A 17,252-nucleotide genomic window follows, 5' to 3' on the forward strand; every position below is an offset into this window, starting at 1 on the left:
TGAGAACAACGATGCGGCGCTCGGTCATTCGCTCGGTGCTTGTCGGGCTGGTCGCGGTCCTGCTGTCGGCGTTCCCCGCCGCCTGGATCGCCCTCGCCGAGCAGCCACAGGCACAGGCACAGCAACAGGCACAGCAAGCGGGATCCACCGAACTCGATGCTCGTGACCGGGAGTTCCTGTTCACCATCCGATTCGCCAATCTGTGGGAGATCCCGATGGGTGACCTCGCCGCGGAGCGTGGGAACTCGGACAAGGTGAAGGAGGTCGGCCGGGTCATCTCGGCCGACCACACCAAGCTCAACGTCGACATCGAGGAGATGGCCCAGCGGTTCGGCGTCGACCTGCCGAGCTCACCGACGTCCAAACAGAAACAGTGGATGGAGGAGATCACCGCGGCCTCCGGCGACGAGTTCGACCGGGTCTTCGCCAACCGCCTGCGGGCCGCGCACGGCAGTGTCTTCGGCCTGGTCGCCGAGGTCCGCGCCGGCACCCGCAACGACGAGATCCGCACCTTCGCCCAGGCGGCCAACGACATCGTCATGAGGCACATGACGATCCTGGAGGGCACCGGGCACGTCATGCCGACCGGACTGTTCTCCGAGGCCTCCGCCCGAACCCTGGACAACCCCGAGAACCAGCTCGGCGGCGGCGACCTCGCGCTCACCGGCATCATCGGCGTCCTCGCGCTCGGCGCCACGCTCGGCCTGGTCCGCACGTTCAGCTCGCACGGGGCGGCGGAACGGTGACGACCTTCATCGCCCTGCCGGGCCACGACGTCGGCGTCCGTGAGGTCGCCGCCCTGTCCGCCCGCGCCGCCTACGTGCTGATGTGCTTCACGCTCTGCTGGGGCATCTTCACCGCCACCGGCTGGATCCGCCGGCTCACCGGCTACCAGGCCATCCGGTCCGGCCACATGATCCTGGCGTCGTTCACGATCGCCGCCGGGCTGACTCACGCGATCGTGTTCCTCCTGTTGCGTGAACAGGGGCTGTCGTTCGTCGGCATCGCGATGCCGTTCAGCGGGCTGTTCCGGCACACGCTGGGCATCCTCGGCCTGGAGCTGATGATCGCCATCGCCATCGGCGTCGGCCTGAAACGGTTCGTGAACTACCGGCGCTGGCTGCGGTTCCACCAACTCGCCTACCCGGCCGTGGTCATGCTCGTCGCCCACTCGTGGTTCGGGGCGATCGCGAACGGTCACCTGTCCACGGTGTGGCTGGGCGGGTTCACCGCACTGGTGCCGGTCGTCACGCTGACGGTGTTGCGGGTCCTGCCGCCTCGGCTGCTGATCCGCGCCGGCCTGCTCGGCGCGGCACCGGTGGCGGCGTCACCGGTCCAGGAGCCGACCGGGTCGCAGAACGGCGTCGCCAGGACGGTCCGCGTGGCCGTCGACAACCAGCGCTGCAAGCGCTACGGGTTCTGCCAGATGGAGTCACCCGAACTGTTCACCCTCCTGGAGGACGGACGGTTGCGCTACGTCCGCGATCCGGACGACGAGAGCCGGGCCGGCGCGCAGGCGGCCGCCCGGGCGTGTCCCATGCGGGCCATCCAGCTGCAGGAAGTGGGTAGCAAGTGAGTGCCAAGGAGGCGTTGTCGTGAGTCGGCCGGAACGAGTGGTCGTGGTCGGTGCCGGACTGGCCGGCCTTCGCGCGGCCGAACGCCTGCGCGAACTCGGGTTCACCGGTGAACTCACCATCATCGGCGCCGAGGCGACCCCGCCCTACCACCGCCCGGCGCTGTCCAAGCAGCTGCTCACCGGCGCGATGAAACCGGTCGACCTGATGCTGCCCGCCTACCGCGAGATCGGTGCCCGGTGGCGGCTGAACACGCAGGTCCAGTACGTCGTGCCGCAGAAACGCACCGTGCGGCTGCCCGGCGGCGAGGACCTGGAGTACGACGGCCTGATCATCGCCACCGGCATGGAGGCGCGGCGCATCGCCGGCGTGCCGTACCACGACCCGCGCGTGCTCGGCCTGCGCACGATGCAGGACGCCATCGACATCGAACGCGCGGTGTCGGCCAGCCGGGGCCCGGTCGCCATCGTCGGCGGCGGGTTCACCGGCTGCGAGATCGCCTGCAGCATGCGCCACCTCAACCGTGAGGTGACGATCATCGGCCGGAGCCCGAACCTGCTGGGCAACGTGCTCGGCCCGCAGCTGGGCGAGTGGATGACGAACCTGCACCGCGACCACCACGTCGACCTGGCGCTGGAGACGTCGGTCCGCCAGTGGGTTCCGCGCCAGGACGGGATCGAGATGCACCTGTCCGACGGCACGTTCCTGCTGGCCTCGTGCGCGATCGTGGTCGCCGGCACCGTCCCGGCCACGTCCTGGCTGCGCGGCTCGGGCCTGCCGCTGGACGACGGCGTGGTGTGCGAACCGACCTGCCACGTCGTCGGCGCGGAGGACGTGGTCGCGGCCGGCGACGTCGCCCAGTGGCCCAACCTGCGTTTCTCCGACAAGCCCCGCCGGCTCGAACACTGGCTCAACGCCGTGGAGATGGGCCGCGCGGCGGCCGAGAACCTGCTGGCCGGGCGGGCCGCGGCGACCCCGTTCACCCCGATGCCGAGGTTCTGGACCGAGCAGTTCGGCATCCGGATCATGGCCTCGGGCGTGCCCAAGATGGGGACCGAGACGATCTCGCTCGGCACGCCGGAGCGCGGCAACGGCACGGTCGTGGGCTACGTCGACGACGGCCGGCTGATGGGCGTGATCGGCATCGACAGCCCGGGCGCGGTCGTGACCTGGACCGACACCGTGCTGCGGCACAACCCCGCGCCCGGCGACCGGCCGACGCGGGTCGCCCCCGAGCCCATCCCGGCGCAGGCGTTGGCCAGCCGCGCGCCGAACCGGGCCAGGGCCAACGGCCGCCACTCGCTGCCGACCCGGCGTGACCTGCAACGGGTGGTCCGCCCACCGGCCTTCGCTCCCGCGTACTGATCATCGGCGCGTAGCATCCCTCGCGATCACGCGGACGAGTGAACGAAGGAGCGTGGCGCGATGTCCTCCAGGGTGGGCCGGCGGGCGTTTCTCACCGGCACGGCGGCGGCCGCGGTGGTGGCGTTCGACCCGCTGGGCGCCGGCTGGGTCACCGAGGCGTCGGCCGAGGCGTCGGCCGACGTGCCGCGCGTGCCGAACCTGGACGGCGAACTGGTCGTCGACGAGGAGTCGGTGACCGAGGCCGCCGACGACTACGGCCACCTGGTGCACCGCCGGCCGGTCGCGGTGCTGCGCCCCGGCTCGGTGCGTGACGTGGTGACGATCGTGCGCTACGCCAACGCCGTCGATGTGCGGGTCGCGATGCGCGGCCAGGGCCACTCGACGTTCGGCCAGGCCCAGGCCGGCGGCGGCGTCGTGATCGACTCCCGCACCCTGGCGACGATCCACGAGATCGGCGCCGACCGTGCCGTCGTGGACGCGGGCGTCCAGTGGCTGGACCTGGTCCAGGCGACCATCGCCCAGGGCCTCACCCCGCCGGTGAACACCGACTACCTTGGCCTGTCGGTGGGCGGGACCCTGTCGGTCGGCGGCATCGGCGGCGCCAGCTCCCACCACGGCATGCAGGTCGACAACGCCCTGGAACTGGAGGTCGTGACGGGGGACGGCACGCTGCTGCGCTGCTCGTCGACCGTCCGCCCGACCCTGTTCCGCTCGGTCCTGGGTGGCCTCGGCCAGTACGCGATCATCGTCCGCGCCACGGTCCGGCTGACCCCCGCCGAGACCACGGCGCGGGTCTACAACCTGTTCTACCCGGACCTGCCGTCCCTGACCGCCGCCCAACGCACGGCGCTGGCCGACGGCCGCTTCAGCTACCTCGAAGGCCAGCTCATCCCGGGTGCGGACGGCTGGCAGTACATGCTCGAAGGCGTCGTCTACCACACACCCCCGACGGTTCCCGATGACGCGGCGATGACCGCCGGCCTGAACCCGGTCGCCACCGAGATCTCCGACCTGCCGTACTTCGCGTGGCTCAACCGCATCTACGACCTGGTGGAGCAGCTGAAGGGTCTGCGCCTGCCCGGCCCGTGGATCAACGTGTTCGTCCCCGACCGGGCGGCGGACGCCTACGTCCAGGACGTGCTGGCGGACCTGTCCCCGGCCGACGCCGGCGGCGTGGTGCTGCTGTACCCCGTCCTCCGCGCGCGCTTCACCCGCCCCCTGGTCACCCTGCCCGACGACGACGTGATCTTCCTGCTGGCGATCCTCCGCGCCGTCAACCCCCCGAACGAGCAGGACGTCACCCGCCTGCTGGCCACCAACCGCGCCCTCTACGACAAGGCCCGAGCCGCCGGCGGCACCCACTACCCCGTCGGCGCCATCCCCCTCACCCCCGCCGACTGGAAAACCCACTACGGCCCGCGATACCCCCAGGTCATCCTGGCCAAGGCGACCTACGACCCGCGTCACGTGCTGGCCCCGGGCCAGGGCATCTTCCGCCGCCCGTGACGGGCAGAACATGCCCATACCGGACAGAGCCGCCGACCCCTCGGTAGCATGTCGCCAAGCACGGGCCGTTAGCTCAATTGGTAGAGCTGCGGACTTTTAATCCGTAGGTTCTGGGTTCGAGCCCCAGGCGGCCCACCACACGATCAATCCCGCGTTCACTCCGCGCGTTCGCCAGGGCGGCGGTCGCCCGCCACCCCGACATGTGTGTATGTTGTGTGTATGGCCAGGCTGAACGTGTACGTGCCGGACGAACTCGCCGAGCGGGCCAAAGCCGCGGACCTGAACGTCTCCGCGCTCGCCCAGGCCGCGATCGCTGACGAGTTGCAACGTCGGGCTACGGACTCGTGGTTGGCGGCACTGCCGGTCCCACGCGGCGCGGTCTCCCATCGCGCCGCTCTGGAGGCGTTGGATGGTGCCCGTGAGGAGCTGGCCGACGGATGACCGCGTCGCCGGCCGAGTTGGTCGTCCTGGACGCCTCGGTTCTCGTTGATCTCCTGGCGGGCACCGACCATGCCGCCCCGGCGAGGAAGCGGCTTGTCGGTACCGTTCTGCATGCGCCGGCGCACCTGGACGCCGAGGTGCTGTCAGCTCTCGGCCGGCTCCAGCGCGCCGGGGAGCTGACCACCGCCGATGTCGACACTGCCCTGTCCGCGCTGAGCGCGATCCCCCTGACTCGCCACCCTGTCGCCGAGTTGGCGGCTGGTGCCTGGGCGCGCCGCGCGGATCTCCGCCTGACCGACGCGCTCTACATCGAACTCGCCGATCGTCTACGGGTGAAGGTTCTCACCACTGACCAACGTCTCGCCCGGGCAAGTTCGCTCGCTGAGAGCATCGACGTCCACGAGATGGCGGGCGACGGGCACCCACCGGACGAACCGTGATGTCAGGCCCTTCTGCCAGACCGTGTCGACACCTGAGGGCCGCGGCCGTCCTGCCTACGCCGAGGGGGTTCGGATGCCGTCGATGATGCGGGTCCAGTTGTCCTTGCCGTGGCCGTCGGCGATGGCGCGGTGGTAGTGCGCCTGGATGGCGTGCGGGAGGGCGAGGTCGATCCCGGCGGCACGGCTGGTGCCGACGATGTGGTCGGCGGTCGCGCCCATCATGGTGACCGTGCTCAGGTGGCCGGGGTGTTCGTCGGCGTCGATCTGGGTGCCGATGTTCAGGTCGGCGGTCTGGAGCATCGCCGGGATCTCGGTCAACGTCGGCATCAGCTCCGGGATCGCGTCCGCCGCGGTGATGCCGGCCGAGCCGAGGAGCGCGGTGGCGTGCATCAGCGCTGAGAGGCTGGTCAGGAAGACGTCGAGGTGGGCCTGGTACATCAACTGGGCCAGCCCGGCGTCCTCACCGAGATGGCGCGGCGCCCCGATCCTGGTCAGGACCGGGCGGTGCGTCTCGAGGACCTCGGCCGGCCCGCTGTAGTAGACGTAGGCCGCCTCGGTGCCGACCATCGGCGCGGGGACCATCACGCCGCCGGTCACGAAGCGCGCCCCATGCCCGGCCGCCCACGCGGCGGCCTCGCGGGCACGGTCGGGGGTGTCCGAGCTCAGGTTGACGATGGTGCGACCGGCCAGCGTCGGGGTCGCGTCGCGGAGCACGTCGTACATCGCCTGGTAGTCGGTGAGGCTGAGGATCACCAGCTCACTCGCGGCGACCGCGTCGGTGGGCGAGGCGGCCAGGGTGGCACCGTCGGCCACGACACCGCCGGCCCGGCCGGCGGTGCGGTTCCAGACGGTGACCGGATGGCCGGCGGCCAGCAGCGTCCGGACCATGGCCTGACCCATCGGGCCGAGGCCGATGAGCGTGACCGGCGTGACGCTCATGCGGCACCTCGGTCCTCGGAGCGAGCGGTGGAGCAGCGGGTGAGCACGCGGGTTTCGGTCGACAGAGCGGTGTTTCGAGTGGATTCAGACACGTCGACCATGCTGCATGCGTTGTGTCGTCGCGGGAAGTACGCACTATTTACTGCGGTACTTACCTTGTGGTTGGTGGTCAGCGTTGTCGCCGGAGGGTCCAGTAGAGCCAGTTCTCCACGCCCGCGCAGGTGGCCACGTCCCAGCCCTGCTCGCCCAGACCGGACAGGACCGTGACGACGTCGTTGTAGCTGCCGGGCATGGTTCGTTCCTCGCCGCCGGGCAGGTTGACTCGGATGGACGACATCGACCAGATCCATTCCACGGTGGCGAACTCGTAGGACATGGAGGCCTCCCACAGTCGGTTGATCGGCAGGGCAATCTAGCGCGTGCCCGCCATGGTCGACACCGCTCTGGGGCCGTCCGGGAACGGGAGTGGGTGGCTTCACCAGGCCCACGTCGGAGAACCGGTGGCGTGTTGGGAGAGGTCCCACAGACGTTGGCGGGCCTGTGCGTCGTAGGCGAACGCCGGCGCGGTGACGGGCCGTTCGTGCTCGTCGAGGTAGATGCCGCGGAGTTCGCCGCGCGCACCGCCGGTCGACGTCGCGTGCGCGGTCCAGGTCGTCTGCCGCGTGGCAAGGGAGCGGTAGGTGTCGGCGAGCCGCTCGGGCGGTGCCGCCATCCGGTTCTTCGGGACGTACATCAGGCGGAGCAGCGGGGGCAGCGCGGCGATGCGGTCGGCGTCCAGTCGGACGGCCGGCACCCGGACGCAGGCCACGTCGAGTTCTCCGACGGTGCGCAGCGCGAGTTGGTGGCTCACCATGATCTGGGCCAGTTTCGCGTGGTAATAGGCCCTGGTCGGGCTGTACCAGCTCAGGTCGTCGAGCTCGTCGAAACGGATCTTGATCCGCGGCATGGTGAGCAGTCCCTTGCTGGCCACCGAGATGAGTCTGGGGCGCGGGGCGTTCACCAGCAGGTGGCTGAGTCCGGCCGTGAGCCGAAACGGGCCAAGATGGTTGGTGGACCAGAACAGTTCATGTCCGGCGGCGGTGACCTGGGGTGTGCGGATCGTCTGGTCGAACACCGCCGCGTTGTTGATCAGGACGTCGAGGTGGTCCACCTCGCCCTGGAGGTGGTTCACGGCGGAGTCGATCGAAGCGGGCTCGGCCAGGTCGGCGAGTACGAGTCGCGCCGGTGTCCGGGCACGGCTGTTGATGCGGGCCAGGGCGGCCTGACCCCGCTCCGGCGTCCGGCAGATCGCATAGACCCGGTGTCCGTCGACGGCAAGTCGTTCGGCCGCGCGCAGACCGATCCCGGAGTTGGCTCCGGTGATCGCGACGACCAGCGGTGTGGTGACCATGGCGCCCTTCCGGGGAGTCGACGGGTTCGGTTCGCGACGGGTGACGGGAGTGGCCTGTCCAGTGTGACCGGGGAAGGTGCGGCGCGGAAAGGGGTGGCGCCGTGGCGAACGGCGTGTCAGGGTCGGCGACTGTGACATCGCGCATCATGAACATCTCAGTGGACTGTGCCGACCCCTATCGGCTCGCCCAGTTCTGGAGTCAGGTGCTGGACCTGCCGGTCGGCGCGGAGGACACGCCGGAGTCCGACGAGGTCGGCATCGGGGTCGCCGAGGGGCAGGAACTGCTGTTCCTGCGGGTTCCGGAGGCCAAGACGGTGAAGAACCGGCTGCATCTGTGCCTGAGCCCACTGTCCACACGCGACGCCGAGGTCGAGCGGCTGCTCGCGCTCGGCGCGACCGTCGTCGACGACCGGCGGCAACCGGACGGCAAGGGCTGGGTCGTCATGGGTGACCTGGAGAACAACGAGTTCTGCGTGCTGCGCAGCGCTGCGGAACGGGCCGCCACCGGCGACTGACACTGGTCGTCACCCGGTGGACGTGGGGCATCACGGCCTCGACTTTCGCTCGCGGCGCACGCGCAGGACCAACAGGACGGCGACCGTGAGGCACACCACGATCAGCGCCACCCCGCCGGCGATCTTGGGGACCGGACTGTAGTCGGTGCTGTAGGCGACGGGCGGGTCGCCGTCGTGCAGGCGGACGTCGGGGATCTTCGCCGGTGTCGGGTCGGAGCGGCGGACGGTCTGGTCGTCGCGGAGTTCGACGTCGCGGCGGGTGGTCTTGCGGTCGTCGCTGGTGAAGGTGCCGATCCAGGAGCAGCTTTCCTTGCCGCACTGGCGGCCGGTGGGGGTGAGGGTGCCGGCGGGGCCGTCGGCGACGGCGGTCCGGCCGTCGACGCCCTCGGTGATCAGGGCCACGCCGCCGCCGACTCCGAGGACGGCGATGAACACGATCAGCAACCCGATGAGAACTCTGCCGGCCATGCCCAGCACCCTGCCACGCGACGGGCTACTCGTCCCAGGCGGTGGCGTTCCACTCGACGGTCGAGCCGTCGACGGTGACGACCTCAAGCAGCACGATCCGGTCGATGTCGGACAGGTACTGGCAGTAGAAGCTGCCGGCGCGCAGGTCGGGCAGGGGGATCTCGGGGCTGTGGTCCGACGAGCCGGTGGCCGCATCCCGGCACGCCGACCGGTCGAGCGCGCCGTCGACGGGGACGGTGTGGTTGCTGAAGCGGATCTTGCCGTCGCCGAACCGGCAGGCGGGGAAGTAGTCGACGTCGCCGCCGGACATGCTCGGTTTCGTACCGGTGTGGTACTGGACGGTGGGGACGTCACCGCCCAGGGACACCCAGCCTCGGGCGCATGCGCTGTCGTCGAAGGTGAACGGCTCGTCGGTGTAGCGGGCGTCGCCTGGTTCGGGGGTGGGGGCCGGGTCGACGGCCCAGGCGGTGAACTCCCAGTCGATGTGCAGCGGGTCCTCGGCGGACACGTCGGTGACGGTCATCCGGATGACGCGGGCGGAGTACCGGGCGTACTCGCAGAACACGTCGCCGGCCGCCAGGTCCTCGACGGCGACGGCGCGCACGGCGCTGCCGTCGCCTCGGGACTGTTCGGCGGCGTGCTGGCAGGCCGCCGCGTCCGGGGATCCGGTGGTCCGCGCGACCGGGTTGCCGTCGAAGTCGATCTGCTGGTTGAGCCCGTGGCACGGCGGGTTCCAGCTGATCAGCATCGGCCGCTCGGCGTCCTCGTCCGGTCCGACGGTGGTGAGTTCCGGGCCGTCGTCGGAGAAGCGGATCATGACGGTGGTGGGGCAGTCGTTCTGGACCGCCCAGGACGCGCTGAACGACTCCGTTTCGCCGGTGTAGAGCGGATCCTCCTGGCCGGCGGAGGTCGTTGGGTCTGCCGGACCAGCCGGTTCGGTGGGGTTCGCGCGTTCGGAGCAGGCGGTGACGAGGGTGAGGAGCACGGCGACGACGGCGGGGACGCGTGTTCGGGAGGACACGTAACGTCACCCTACGCGCGGGGGCAAGGGGTCAGCGGTGGGCGCGCGCCCAGAGCGCCGGCCAGCCGCCCCGGCCCAGCAGCGCGGCCGGCGCCAGCAGGCCCTTCTCGGCGACCCGCTGCTCGAAAACCTCAACGGGCGCACCGAGTTCGGCGGCGGCGGGCAGCGCGTGGCGCCACGGGCCGTCGGTGAACAGGTCGGTCGCCGGGAAGCCGGGGACCGCCGTGGCGCCGGGCTCGGTCACCCGCACCACGTCCACTGTGGACTCGGTGCAGGTCGCGGCGATCACGGTGGCGCACACCAGTTCCGGCGTCGGATCGCGGGCAACGGCGCTGGCAACGGCGCGGGCGAGATCGGCCGTGCCGATGGCCCGGCGGATCGCCAGGGCGACCACGTCCATGGCGTACGCGGGCGCGATCGCCGGCCGCCGCACCAGGGTGCGCGACGAGCGGGGCAGCGGGCCGCTGAGCGCGCCGAGCCGCTCGCGCCCCGGTACGGACGCGACGGCGGCGGCCAGTGGCCGGACCCCGCTGGCCCGCCACAGCGGGCCGACGCCGCGTTCGAGCGCGGCGGCGACCAGTTCGGCCAGCCGCTGCGGCCGGGTGCGTTTCAGCGCGACGACGGCCGCCTGCTCGTCGAAGTCGCCATCGCCGTCGAGCAGCGTCGCGTAGACCCGGCGCGCGGCGCCGACCCGGGGCCGGGCCAGTTCGTGCTCGACGGCCGTGGTGAGTGCGCGGACCAACTCGGCCGGCAGGCCGGTCGGGCGCCGGGTGCCGCCGGTGGCGCGCACCGGCGGTGGCTCGGGGACCACCGTCACCTCGGGGACCACGGCGGTCAGGCCGGCGACCCAGGTGGTGACGGCGCGTTCCAGGTCCGGCTCGACCGGGTCGTTGAACCGGGCGCGCAGTTCCTCGACGTGCCAGCCGGTGCCCCGGCGGCGCAGGTCGACGTTGGCCACGAGGCGGCCGCCGTCGCGCAGGGCCAGCAGGACGCAGCGGCCGGCGCGGGCGTCATCGGCGTACCAGTGGTCGCCGATGCAGTTGCCCATGTAGCCCGACCACGCGGCGAGCTGGCGGGGATCGCGGCCGAGTTCGACCACCAGTGACGTGCCGGGCAGCGTCATCCTGTCCACAGTGGACAGCTCGGGCGGGACGGGGAACGCGCCGACGCTGGCCTCGGCCACCGCCGTGTCCGCCGACACCGCCTCGACCAGCGCGTCCCAGCTGGCGCAGCGCGGCGGCGGGGTGGCGCCGAACGCGACCAGCTGCGCCACCCCGGCCGCCGCCAGCGGCACCGAGTCCGCGCTCGGGTCGGCCGGCGCCGGGGCCACCAGCGGGTCGTGGCTCAGGCCCGGCACCAGACGGCGGTGGGTCACCTCGGCCGTTCGGTGGCCGAAGCACGGGGCGAGGGCGTCAGCGAGGTCGGCCAGCCAGAGCAGGTCGTGCGGGCGTTCGGCGGCCACCGGGTCCGTGCCGGGCGTGAGCCGCTCGGCCAGTGTCCCTTTCGGACCGTCGGGGTGCGCGTCGGGCAGCGGGGGCTGCTCCCACTCCCACGGTGACCTGGTGAAACCGGCGGCCGCGCGCCACTGGGCCAGCCGCTCGCCGCGCCACGGCCGGCAGGCGTCCCAGCATTCGTACAGCCGATCGTTCTCGTCGAGGCCGTAGAGGACCCCGACGACGGCGTCCTGCACGACCACGCCGTAGTCACGGGCCAGCGCCACCCGCTGCCGCACGTGGCGCTCGGTCCGGTCGGTGAACGTCCGGCCCGGCCGCAGCGGACCCAGCAGGTCGTGCAGGTAGCGGCCGGGGCGCGCCGGGTGGGCGGCGGAGCGGTCCGACGCCTCGGACCGCTCCCGGTCGGTCAGGCACGCGTCGGCGGCGACCAGTTCGGCGCGGTGGCGCCGCGCGGCGACGACCAGACCCTCGGCGGCCAGGGTCCTGGCGAAACGCAGCAGCGCGGTCGCGGCGATCGCGTCGTGCAGCAGCCGGCCCAGCTCGGCGGCGGTCCACCAGCGCGGCGGGCGCCAGCGGGCGGCCTGCGCCAGGGTCGTGCCGGTACCCAACTGGCGCAGCAGCGGCTCGTCGAGATGCTCGCGATGGCGGGCGCGCAGCCCGTCGAGCTGGTCGGTGGCCTGCGAGTCGGCCAGCGCGGCCAGGTCCCGGCGGTGGGCCAGCTCGTCGCACACGTGCCGCCACAGGCTTTCCACCAGCGCGAGCCGCCGTGGTTTCGGGTAGCGGTCCAGGACCAGCGCCAGGTGCCGGGCCAGGGTGGAGGCGTCGCCGCGCGGGAACGGGTCGGTGCCCTCGGGGGCGCGCAGCGCCAGCACCCGCTCCAGCTGCTCGGGCCCGAGCAGGTCGGAGGCGGCCGACGCCAGGCGCAGCGCCGCCCAGCGGCCCTCGCTGATCGCGGTGTGCGCGGCCGCGCCGACCCGTTTGGTCGCCGACAGGCCGAACAGCGCCACCAGCACCGAGGACCGGTCGCCCAGACGTTCGCCGTCGACGACCCGCAGCGCGGCGAGCACCGCGTCGCGCCGGTCGCCGGGGGCGTCGGCCAGCCGCGCGGAGGTGAACCCGCCGCCGAGGTCGACGCCCGCGCCGGCGGCCTGGACCCCGCCGTCGGCGACCAGGCCGGCGAGCGCGGCCAGCGCGGTGGCCGCGTCGGTCGGGTCGGCGCCGGCGGGGCCGACGGCGACCGGGCAGGCGGGATCGCCCGGGGTGAGCGGCCAGCACCGCGACCCCGGCCCGGTCGTCACCCCGAAGGCCAGTCGTTCGGACACGTTCCCATGGTCGCGCACCACACCAACCCATTTGCGGTCTTGACCATTTTCGCTCCAGGGTCCAGGCTTCCTCAGCTGACGACCAGTTTCCGGAGGAAACGATGACGCCCGCCATTCCCGCGTTCCCGGACGGGTTCCTCTGGGGGGTGTCGTCCTCGGCCTACCAGATCGAGGGCGCCGTCGACGCCGACGGACGCGGACAGTCCACATGGGACACGTTCTGCGCGCGGCCGAACACCGTGCTCGGCGGGGACACCGGCGCCGTCGCCACCGACCACTACCACCGCTACCGCGAGGACGTCGCGCTGATGGCCGAGCTCGGCGTCGGCGCCTACCGGTTCTCGGTGTCCTGGCCGCGCGTGCTGCCCACCGGCTGGGGCGAGGTCAACGGCGCCGGCCTCGACTTCTACGACCGGCTGGTCGACGAGCTGTGCGCGGCCGGGATCGCCCCCGCCGTCACCCTGTTCCACTGGGACACCCCGCAGGTCGTCGAGGACGCCGGCGGCTGGCTGGCCCGCGACACCGCCCACCGCTTCGCCGACTACGCCGCGATCGTCGGCGACCGGCTCGCCGACCGGGTGCGGCTGTGGATGCCGCTCAACGAGCCGATGGTGCTCACCCTGTTCGGCTACGCCGTCGGCGCCCACGCCCCCGGCTGGCAGCTGATGTTCGAGGCGCTGCCCGTGGCCCACCACCAACTCCTCGGCCACGGCCTGGCCGTGCAGGCCCTGCGCGCGGCCGGCGCCCGCGACATCGGCATCGCCAACCACCACGTCCCCGTCTGGCCGGCGTCGGGCTCCGACGCCGACCGGGGCGCCGCCCAGGCCTACGACACGCTGGTCAACGACCTGTTCGCCACGCCGGTGCTGCGCGGCGAGTACCCGGAGGGGTTCGCCGCCGCGATGCCCGGCCCGGTCGAGGAGGACCTGGCGACCATCGCCACCCCGCTGGACTGGTACGGCGTGAACTACTACCAGCCCAGCGTCGTCGGCGCGCCCCGCCCGGCCACGCCCGCCACGGTGATCGACGGCGTCGCGATGCCCGACGGGCTGCCCTTCGACTTCCCCGCCGTCGACGGCTACCCGGTCACCGACTTCGGCTGGCCGGTCGTGCCGGACGGCCTGCGTGAGGTCCTCAGCACGCTGCGCGCCCGCCACGGCGACGCGCTGCCGCCGGTGTACGTCACCGAGAGCGGCTGCGCCTACGACGACGGACCCGACGAGCACGGCCGGGTCGCCGACACCCGCCGCGTCGACTACCTCGACGGCCACGTCCGCGCCGCCCGCGCGGCCATCGACGATGGCGTGGACCTGCGCGGCTACTTCGTCTGGTCCATCATGGACAACTTCGAGTGGGCCGTCGGCTACTCCCAGCGCTTCGGGCTGGTGCACGTCGACTACGACACCCTGGCCCGCACCCGCAAGGACTCCTTCCACTGGTACCGCGAGCTGATCCGGGCCCAGCGGTGACCTCGGGGCTGACCACCCCGGTCCCCAGACGCTGGACGGCGCTACTGACCGTCGCCAGCCTCGGCCTGTTCACCGCGTTCTTCGGGCCCTTGCAGGTGCTGCTCGGCCGCCAGGCCCAGGAGCTGGCGCCCCAGGACAAGGAACTGGCGCTGGGGCTGGTCGTCGGCCTGGGCGCCGGGGTGTCGATGGTGGCCAACCCGCTGTTCGGCGCGCTGTCGGACCGCACCCGGTGGGCGGCCGGGCGGCGGCTGCCGTGGACCGCGATCGGGTCGCTGGGCGGGGCGGCCAGCCTGGTGGTGCTCGCTGTCGCGCCGAACCTGGTCGTGATGGCCCTGGGCTGGTGCCTGGCGCAGCTCACGCTCAACGCGATGCTCGCCGCGCTGATGGCCGCCATCCCCGACCAGGTCCCGCACCGCCAGCGCGGCACCGTCGGCGGCTGGTTCGGCGTCGGCCAGACCATGGGCATCGTCGCCGGCTCGGGCATCGCGGCGGCCGTCGGCGGGCTGGCCGCCGGGTACCTGGTGTGCGCGGGGTTCCTGCTGTGCGCGACCGTGCCGTACCTGGCGCTGCGCCGCGACACCGTGCTCACCGAGACACCGCCGAGACTGCGCTGGCGGGACTTCTGGATCAGCCCGCGCCGCCACCCCGACTTCGGCTGGGCGTGGCTGACCCGGTTCCTGATCAACACCGGCAACAGCATCGCGATCGTGTACCTGCTGTTCTTCCTGCAGGACGCCGTCGGCCACCCGGACCCGGACGACGGCGTGTTCGTGCTGACCGCTGTGTACGCCGTGACCCTTTTGTCCACTGTGGTCGTCGCCGGTATCTGGTCGGACCGGGTCGGCCGACGCCGGGTGTTCGTCAGCGGATCGGGCGTGGTGATGGCCGTGGCCGCCGCCCTGCTCGCCGCCTGGCCGGCCTGGCCCGGCGCGCTGCTGGCCGCCGCGGTCCTCGGTCTGGGCTTCGGCGCGTACACGTCGGTGGACATCGCGCTGATGACCGAGGTCCTGCCGGCCGCCGCCGACCGGGGCAAGGACCTGGGGGTGATCAACGTGGCCAGCGCCCTGCCGCAGGTCCTCGCACCCGTCCTGGCCGCCCCGATCGTCACCCACCTGGGTGGGTACCCGGTGCTCTACGCGGTGGCCGCCGCGTTCGTCCTGACGGGTGCCGTTCTCGTTCGCCGCATCCGGTCGGTGGAATGACGTTCACGAGAATTCCACCGTGGTTTCACTCACTGTTAGAGTGCGCGAATCATGCGTGAAACCGACAGACGCCTCCCCGACGCGGGGAGTGCTACCGCTGTGCCCCCTGGTGTCGCGAGCGTCGATCGGGACGGTGTCCTGGTGGCCGCCGACCAGCGGGCCGTCATCGACGTGCTCGTCGAGGGGCAGTGGGTGTGGTCCTTCGACGCCGGGCGCGACGCCCGCCCCGAGGGAACCCGCCGACGGGTCAAGTGGCCGGCGAGCCTGCGGCCGTTCCTGCGCGGCACCGGCCAGATCACCGTGCGCGAACGCTTCGGCGAACGGGTGCTGTTCGACGGCGAGTACGCCTTCGACGACTCCGAGGGCCGGGTCAGCATCGTGGACGCCCAGGGCCGGCCGCTGATCGTCGACAAGGCCGGTGACCTGCAGTGCGGCTTCTCCGAACGCGGTGACGCGACGGTCAACGCACTGCTCGACGCGGTCGAGGACGTCCTCGGGCGGCTGCGCGACGAGGGCGGCGTTGACGCGTTCCTGGCGTTCGGTGCGCTGCTCGGCGCGGTCCGTGACGGGACGTTCATCCCGCACGACTCCGACGCCGACGTCGCCTACCTCAGCCGGCACACCAGTCCCGTGGACGTCGCGCGCGAGTCCTACGCGCTGGAACGGGTCATGATCCGCGCCGGCTACTGGACGTGGCGCTTCTCCTCGGCCGACTTCAAGGTCATCGTGCCCGACCCGGAAGGCGGCCGGGCGATCGACGTGTTCGCCGGTTTCGTCGTCGACGGCACGTTCTACCTGATGCCCGAGGTGCACGCCCCCGACTTCGACACCGCGACGATCCTGCCGCTGGGCGAGGTCGTGCTGCACGGTCGCCGGATCACCGCGCCCGCCAAGCCCGAGGCGCTGCTGGAGATCACCTACGGCCCGCACTGGCGCATTCCCGACCCGTCGTTCAAGTTCACCACCCCGCGCGGGGTCCGCCGCCGCCTCGACGGCTGGACCAGGGGCAACAACACCGCGCGCGGCCACTGGTGGCCGTTCTACTTCGGACGGTCGAGCTCCACGGTCGCCGAGGCCCCGTCGCCGTTCGCCCAGTGGGTGCACGAGCGTGAGGACGCCGAGTCGTCCATTGTGGATATCGGATCGGGCACCGGCCGGGACTCGCTGTGGTTCGCCAGGCAGGGCAGGACCGTGCTCGGCATGGACTACATCCCGGCCGCCACCGAACGCGCCGGCAAGACCGCCGCCAAGGAGAACATCCCGGCGACCTTCAAGACCTTCAACCTCTACGACGTGCGTCAGGTGCTGGGCATGGGCGCCGAGTTCGCCCACCGCGACCAGCCGCCGGTGCTCTACGGCCGGTTCCTGGTGCACGCGCTGGAGGACTTCGGCCGGCACAACCTGTGGCGCGTGGCCAGCATGTGCCTGCGCCGAGGCGGCCGGTTCTACCTGGAGTTCCGCACCGGCCTGGACGCGAAGGCGGAGAAGGTGTTCGGGGAGCACTTCCGCAAGTACCTCGACCCGGACGTGGTGGTCGCGGAGATCGAGGAACGCGGCGGACAGATCGAACACCGGGAGGCCGGCTACGGCCTCGCGGTTTACAAGAACGAGGATCCTCACGTATGCAGGCTGGTGGCCACATGGAAACGCTGAAGACGAAGCTGCGGGTTGTTGTCGGTCAGCAGGCCAAGCGGCTGGCCGGAATGACCGGCCTGCTGGACGAACTGAACCGCCTGCGGGCCCGGGTCGCCGAACTTGAGGTGGAGGTCCAGGAAACCCGGCGGCTGCACCAACGCCTGGCCGAACTGACCGACGTGGTGACCGAGGTCCTCGTCCCCGCCGCCGACCGCGAGGACGAAAAGATCAAGAAGATCCTGGCGTCGTACAACCGGGAATCTTTCTAGGCCGTTGTCCGCCGGGCATGGCCGTTGTGGCCATGCCCGGTTTTTCATGCCCCGGTTCCACTGGTGACCCTTTCGCCCCCTGAGTTGTCCACAGCCCTCGTCGAGATGGCCTTCCGCGGAGCTTGACCGGATAGAATGGCGCTGAGGGGTGCCCCCGGTGAGGGTCAGGGGGTCGGCAAAGTCGTTGGTTTGTTAGGTGGGGATGCCGAGGAGGGTGAGTGGTCGGGTGGGGTTGCGTGCCA

Annotated in this window: 17 protein-coding genes and 1 tRNA gene; 12 read left to right on the plus strand and 6 right to left on the minus strand. The window is 71.8% G+C overall.

The annotated features are described in order from the left end of the window. The first annotated feature begins 11 nt into the window (after positions 1–11). The 7 genes from BLA60_RS39600 to BLA60_RS39630 all read left to right on the plus strand — a co-directional run bounded on the left by BLA60_RS39600 (position 12) and on the right by BLA60_RS39630 (position 5,326). A complete protein-coding gene (locus tag BLA60_RS39600) occupies positions 12–746 on the plus strand; it encodes a DUF4142 domain-containing protein (protein ID WP_084736066.1) in 735 nt (244 codons plus the stop codon). Beyond that, complete coding sequence (locus tag BLA60_RS39605) at positions 743–1,576, plus strand: ferredoxin (protein ID WP_075138237.1); 834 nt, start codon at positions 743–745, stop codon at positions 1,574–1,576. Before BLA60_RS39600 ends, BLA60_RS39605 begins: the two co-directional genes overlap by 4 nt. 19 nt (positions 1,577–1,595) lie before the next feature. Further along, on the plus strand, positions 1,596–2,939 hold the full coding sequence (locus BLA60_RS39610) for an NAD(P)/FAD-dependent oxidoreductase (protein WP_075138238.1): 1,344 nt from the start codon (positions 1,596–1,598) through the stop codon (positions 2,937–2,939). Positions 2,940–2,999: 60 nt separating this feature from the next. Next, positions 3,000–4,445 carry an FAD-binding protein gene (locus BLA60_RS39615; RefSeq protein ID WP_075138239.1) on the plus strand — a complete coding sequence of 482 codons (1,446 nt, stop codon included), beginning with the start codon at positions 3,000–3,002 and terminating at the stop codon, positions 4,443–4,445. A gap of 62 nt (positions 4,446–4,507) precedes the next feature. Then, positions 4,508–4,583, plus strand: a tRNA-Lys gene (locus tag BLA60_RS39620). 81 nt (positions 4,584–4,664) lie between these two features. Next, positions 4,665–4,886, plus strand: coding sequence for a type II toxin-antitoxin system CcdA family antitoxin (locus BLA60_RS39625; RefSeq protein ID WP_075138240.1), 222 nt, complete (start codon positions 4,665–4,667; stop codon positions 4,884–4,886). After that, positions 4,883–5,326, plus strand: a complete 444-nt coding sequence (locus tag BLA60_RS39630) for a type II toxin-antitoxin system VapC family toxin (RefSeq protein WP_075138241.1) — start codon at positions 4,883–4,885, stop codon at positions 5,324–5,326. The genes BLA60_RS39625 and BLA60_RS39630 overlap by 4 nt, the downstream gene beginning before the upstream one ends. Positions 5,327–5,380: 54 nt before the next feature. Here the strand turns inward: BLA60_RS39630 and BLA60_RS39635 are convergent, their stop codons facing one another. The 3 genes from BLA60_RS39635 to BLA60_RS39645 form a co-directional block, all read right to left on the minus strand. Beyond that, complete coding sequence (locus BLA60_RS39635; protein WP_075138242.1) at positions 5,381–6,265, minus strand: NAD(P)-dependent oxidoreductase; 885 nt, start codon at positions 6,263–6,265, stop codon at positions 5,381–5,383. 169 nt (positions 6,266–6,434) lie between these two features. Next, a complete protein-coding gene (locus BLA60_RS39640) occupies positions 6,435–6,641 on the minus strand; it encodes a hypothetical protein (RefSeq protein ID WP_075138243.1) in 207 nt (68 codons plus the stop codon). A gap of 99 nt (positions 6,642–6,740) precedes the next feature. Continuing rightward, on the minus strand, positions 6,741–7,655 hold the full coding sequence (locus BLA60_RS39645) for an SDR family NAD(P)-dependent oxidoreductase (protein ID WP_075138244.1): 915 nt from the start codon (positions 7,653–7,655) through the stop codon (positions 6,741–6,743). A gap of 146 nt (positions 7,656–7,801) precedes the next feature. On the opposite strand from BLA60_RS39645, the gene BLA60_RS39650 reads away from it, so the two are divergent. Further along, positions 7,802–8,170 carry a VOC family protein gene (locus tag BLA60_RS39650; RefSeq protein WP_425427134.1) on the plus strand — a complete coding sequence of 123 codons (369 nt, stop codon included), beginning with the start codon at positions 7,802–7,804 and terminating at the stop codon, positions 8,168–8,170. A gap of 30 nt (positions 8,171–8,200) precedes the next feature. Here BLA60_RS39650 and BLA60_RS39655 read toward each other — a convergent pair whose 3' ends face one another. From BLA60_RS39655 to BLA60_RS46380, 3 genes are read right to left on the minus strand one after another with little or no spacing between them, the layout of a single operon-like run. After that, complete coding sequence (locus BLA60_RS39655) at positions 8,201–8,638, minus strand: hypothetical protein (RefSeq protein WP_154814933.1); 438 nt, start codon at positions 8,636–8,638, stop codon at positions 8,201–8,203. A gap of 25 nt (positions 8,639–8,663) precedes the next feature. Continuing rightward, positions 8,664–9,659, minus strand: a complete 996-nt coding sequence (locus tag BLA60_RS39660; RefSeq protein ID WP_075138246.1) for a hypothetical protein — start codon at positions 9,657–9,659, stop codon at positions 8,664–8,666. A gap of 31 nt (positions 9,660–9,690) precedes the next feature. Then, on the minus strand, positions 9,691–12,435 hold the full coding sequence (locus BLA60_RS46380; RefSeq protein WP_154814934.1) for a hypothetical protein: 2,745 nt from the start codon (positions 12,433–12,435) through the stop codon (positions 9,691–9,693). A gap of 101 nt (positions 12,436–12,536) precedes the next feature. On the opposite strand from BLA60_RS46380, the gene BLA60_RS39670 reads away from it, so the two are divergent. From BLA60_RS39670 to BLA60_RS39685, 4 genes are all read left to right on the plus strand, one after another. Beyond that, positions 12,537–13,904, plus strand: coding sequence for a GH1 family beta-glucosidase (locus BLA60_RS39670; protein WP_075138248.1), 1,368 nt, complete (start codon positions 12,537–12,539; stop codon positions 13,902–13,904). Further along, positions 13,901–15,106: an MFS transporter gene (locus BLA60_RS39675; protein WP_075138249.1), complete on the plus strand. Its 1,206-nt coding sequence runs from the start codon at positions 13,901–13,903 to the stop codon at positions 15,104–15,106. Before BLA60_RS39670 ends, BLA60_RS39675 begins: the two co-directional genes overlap by 4 nt. A gap of 99 nt (positions 15,107–15,205) precedes the next feature. After that, positions 15,206–16,759: a class I SAM-dependent methyltransferase gene (locus BLA60_RS39680; RefSeq protein WP_075138250.1), complete on the plus strand. Its 1,554-nt coding sequence runs from the start codon at positions 15,206–15,208 to the stop codon at positions 16,757–16,759. Beyond that, positions 16,747–17,010, plus strand: coding sequence for a DUF6752 domain-containing protein (locus BLA60_RS39685; RefSeq protein ID WP_211289013.1), 264 nt, complete (start codon positions 16,747–16,749; stop codon positions 17,008–17,010). The genes BLA60_RS39680 and BLA60_RS39685 overlap by 13 nt, the downstream gene beginning before the upstream one ends. The last annotated feature ends 242 nt before the right edge of the window (positions 17,011–17,252 follow it).

This window comes from Actinophytocola xinjiangensis (genome assembly GCF_001921215.1).
In the GTDB taxonomy this organism is placed as follows: Bacteria; Actinomycetota; Actinomycetes; order Mycobacteriales; family Pseudonocardiaceae; genus Actinophytocola; species Actinophytocola xinjiangensis.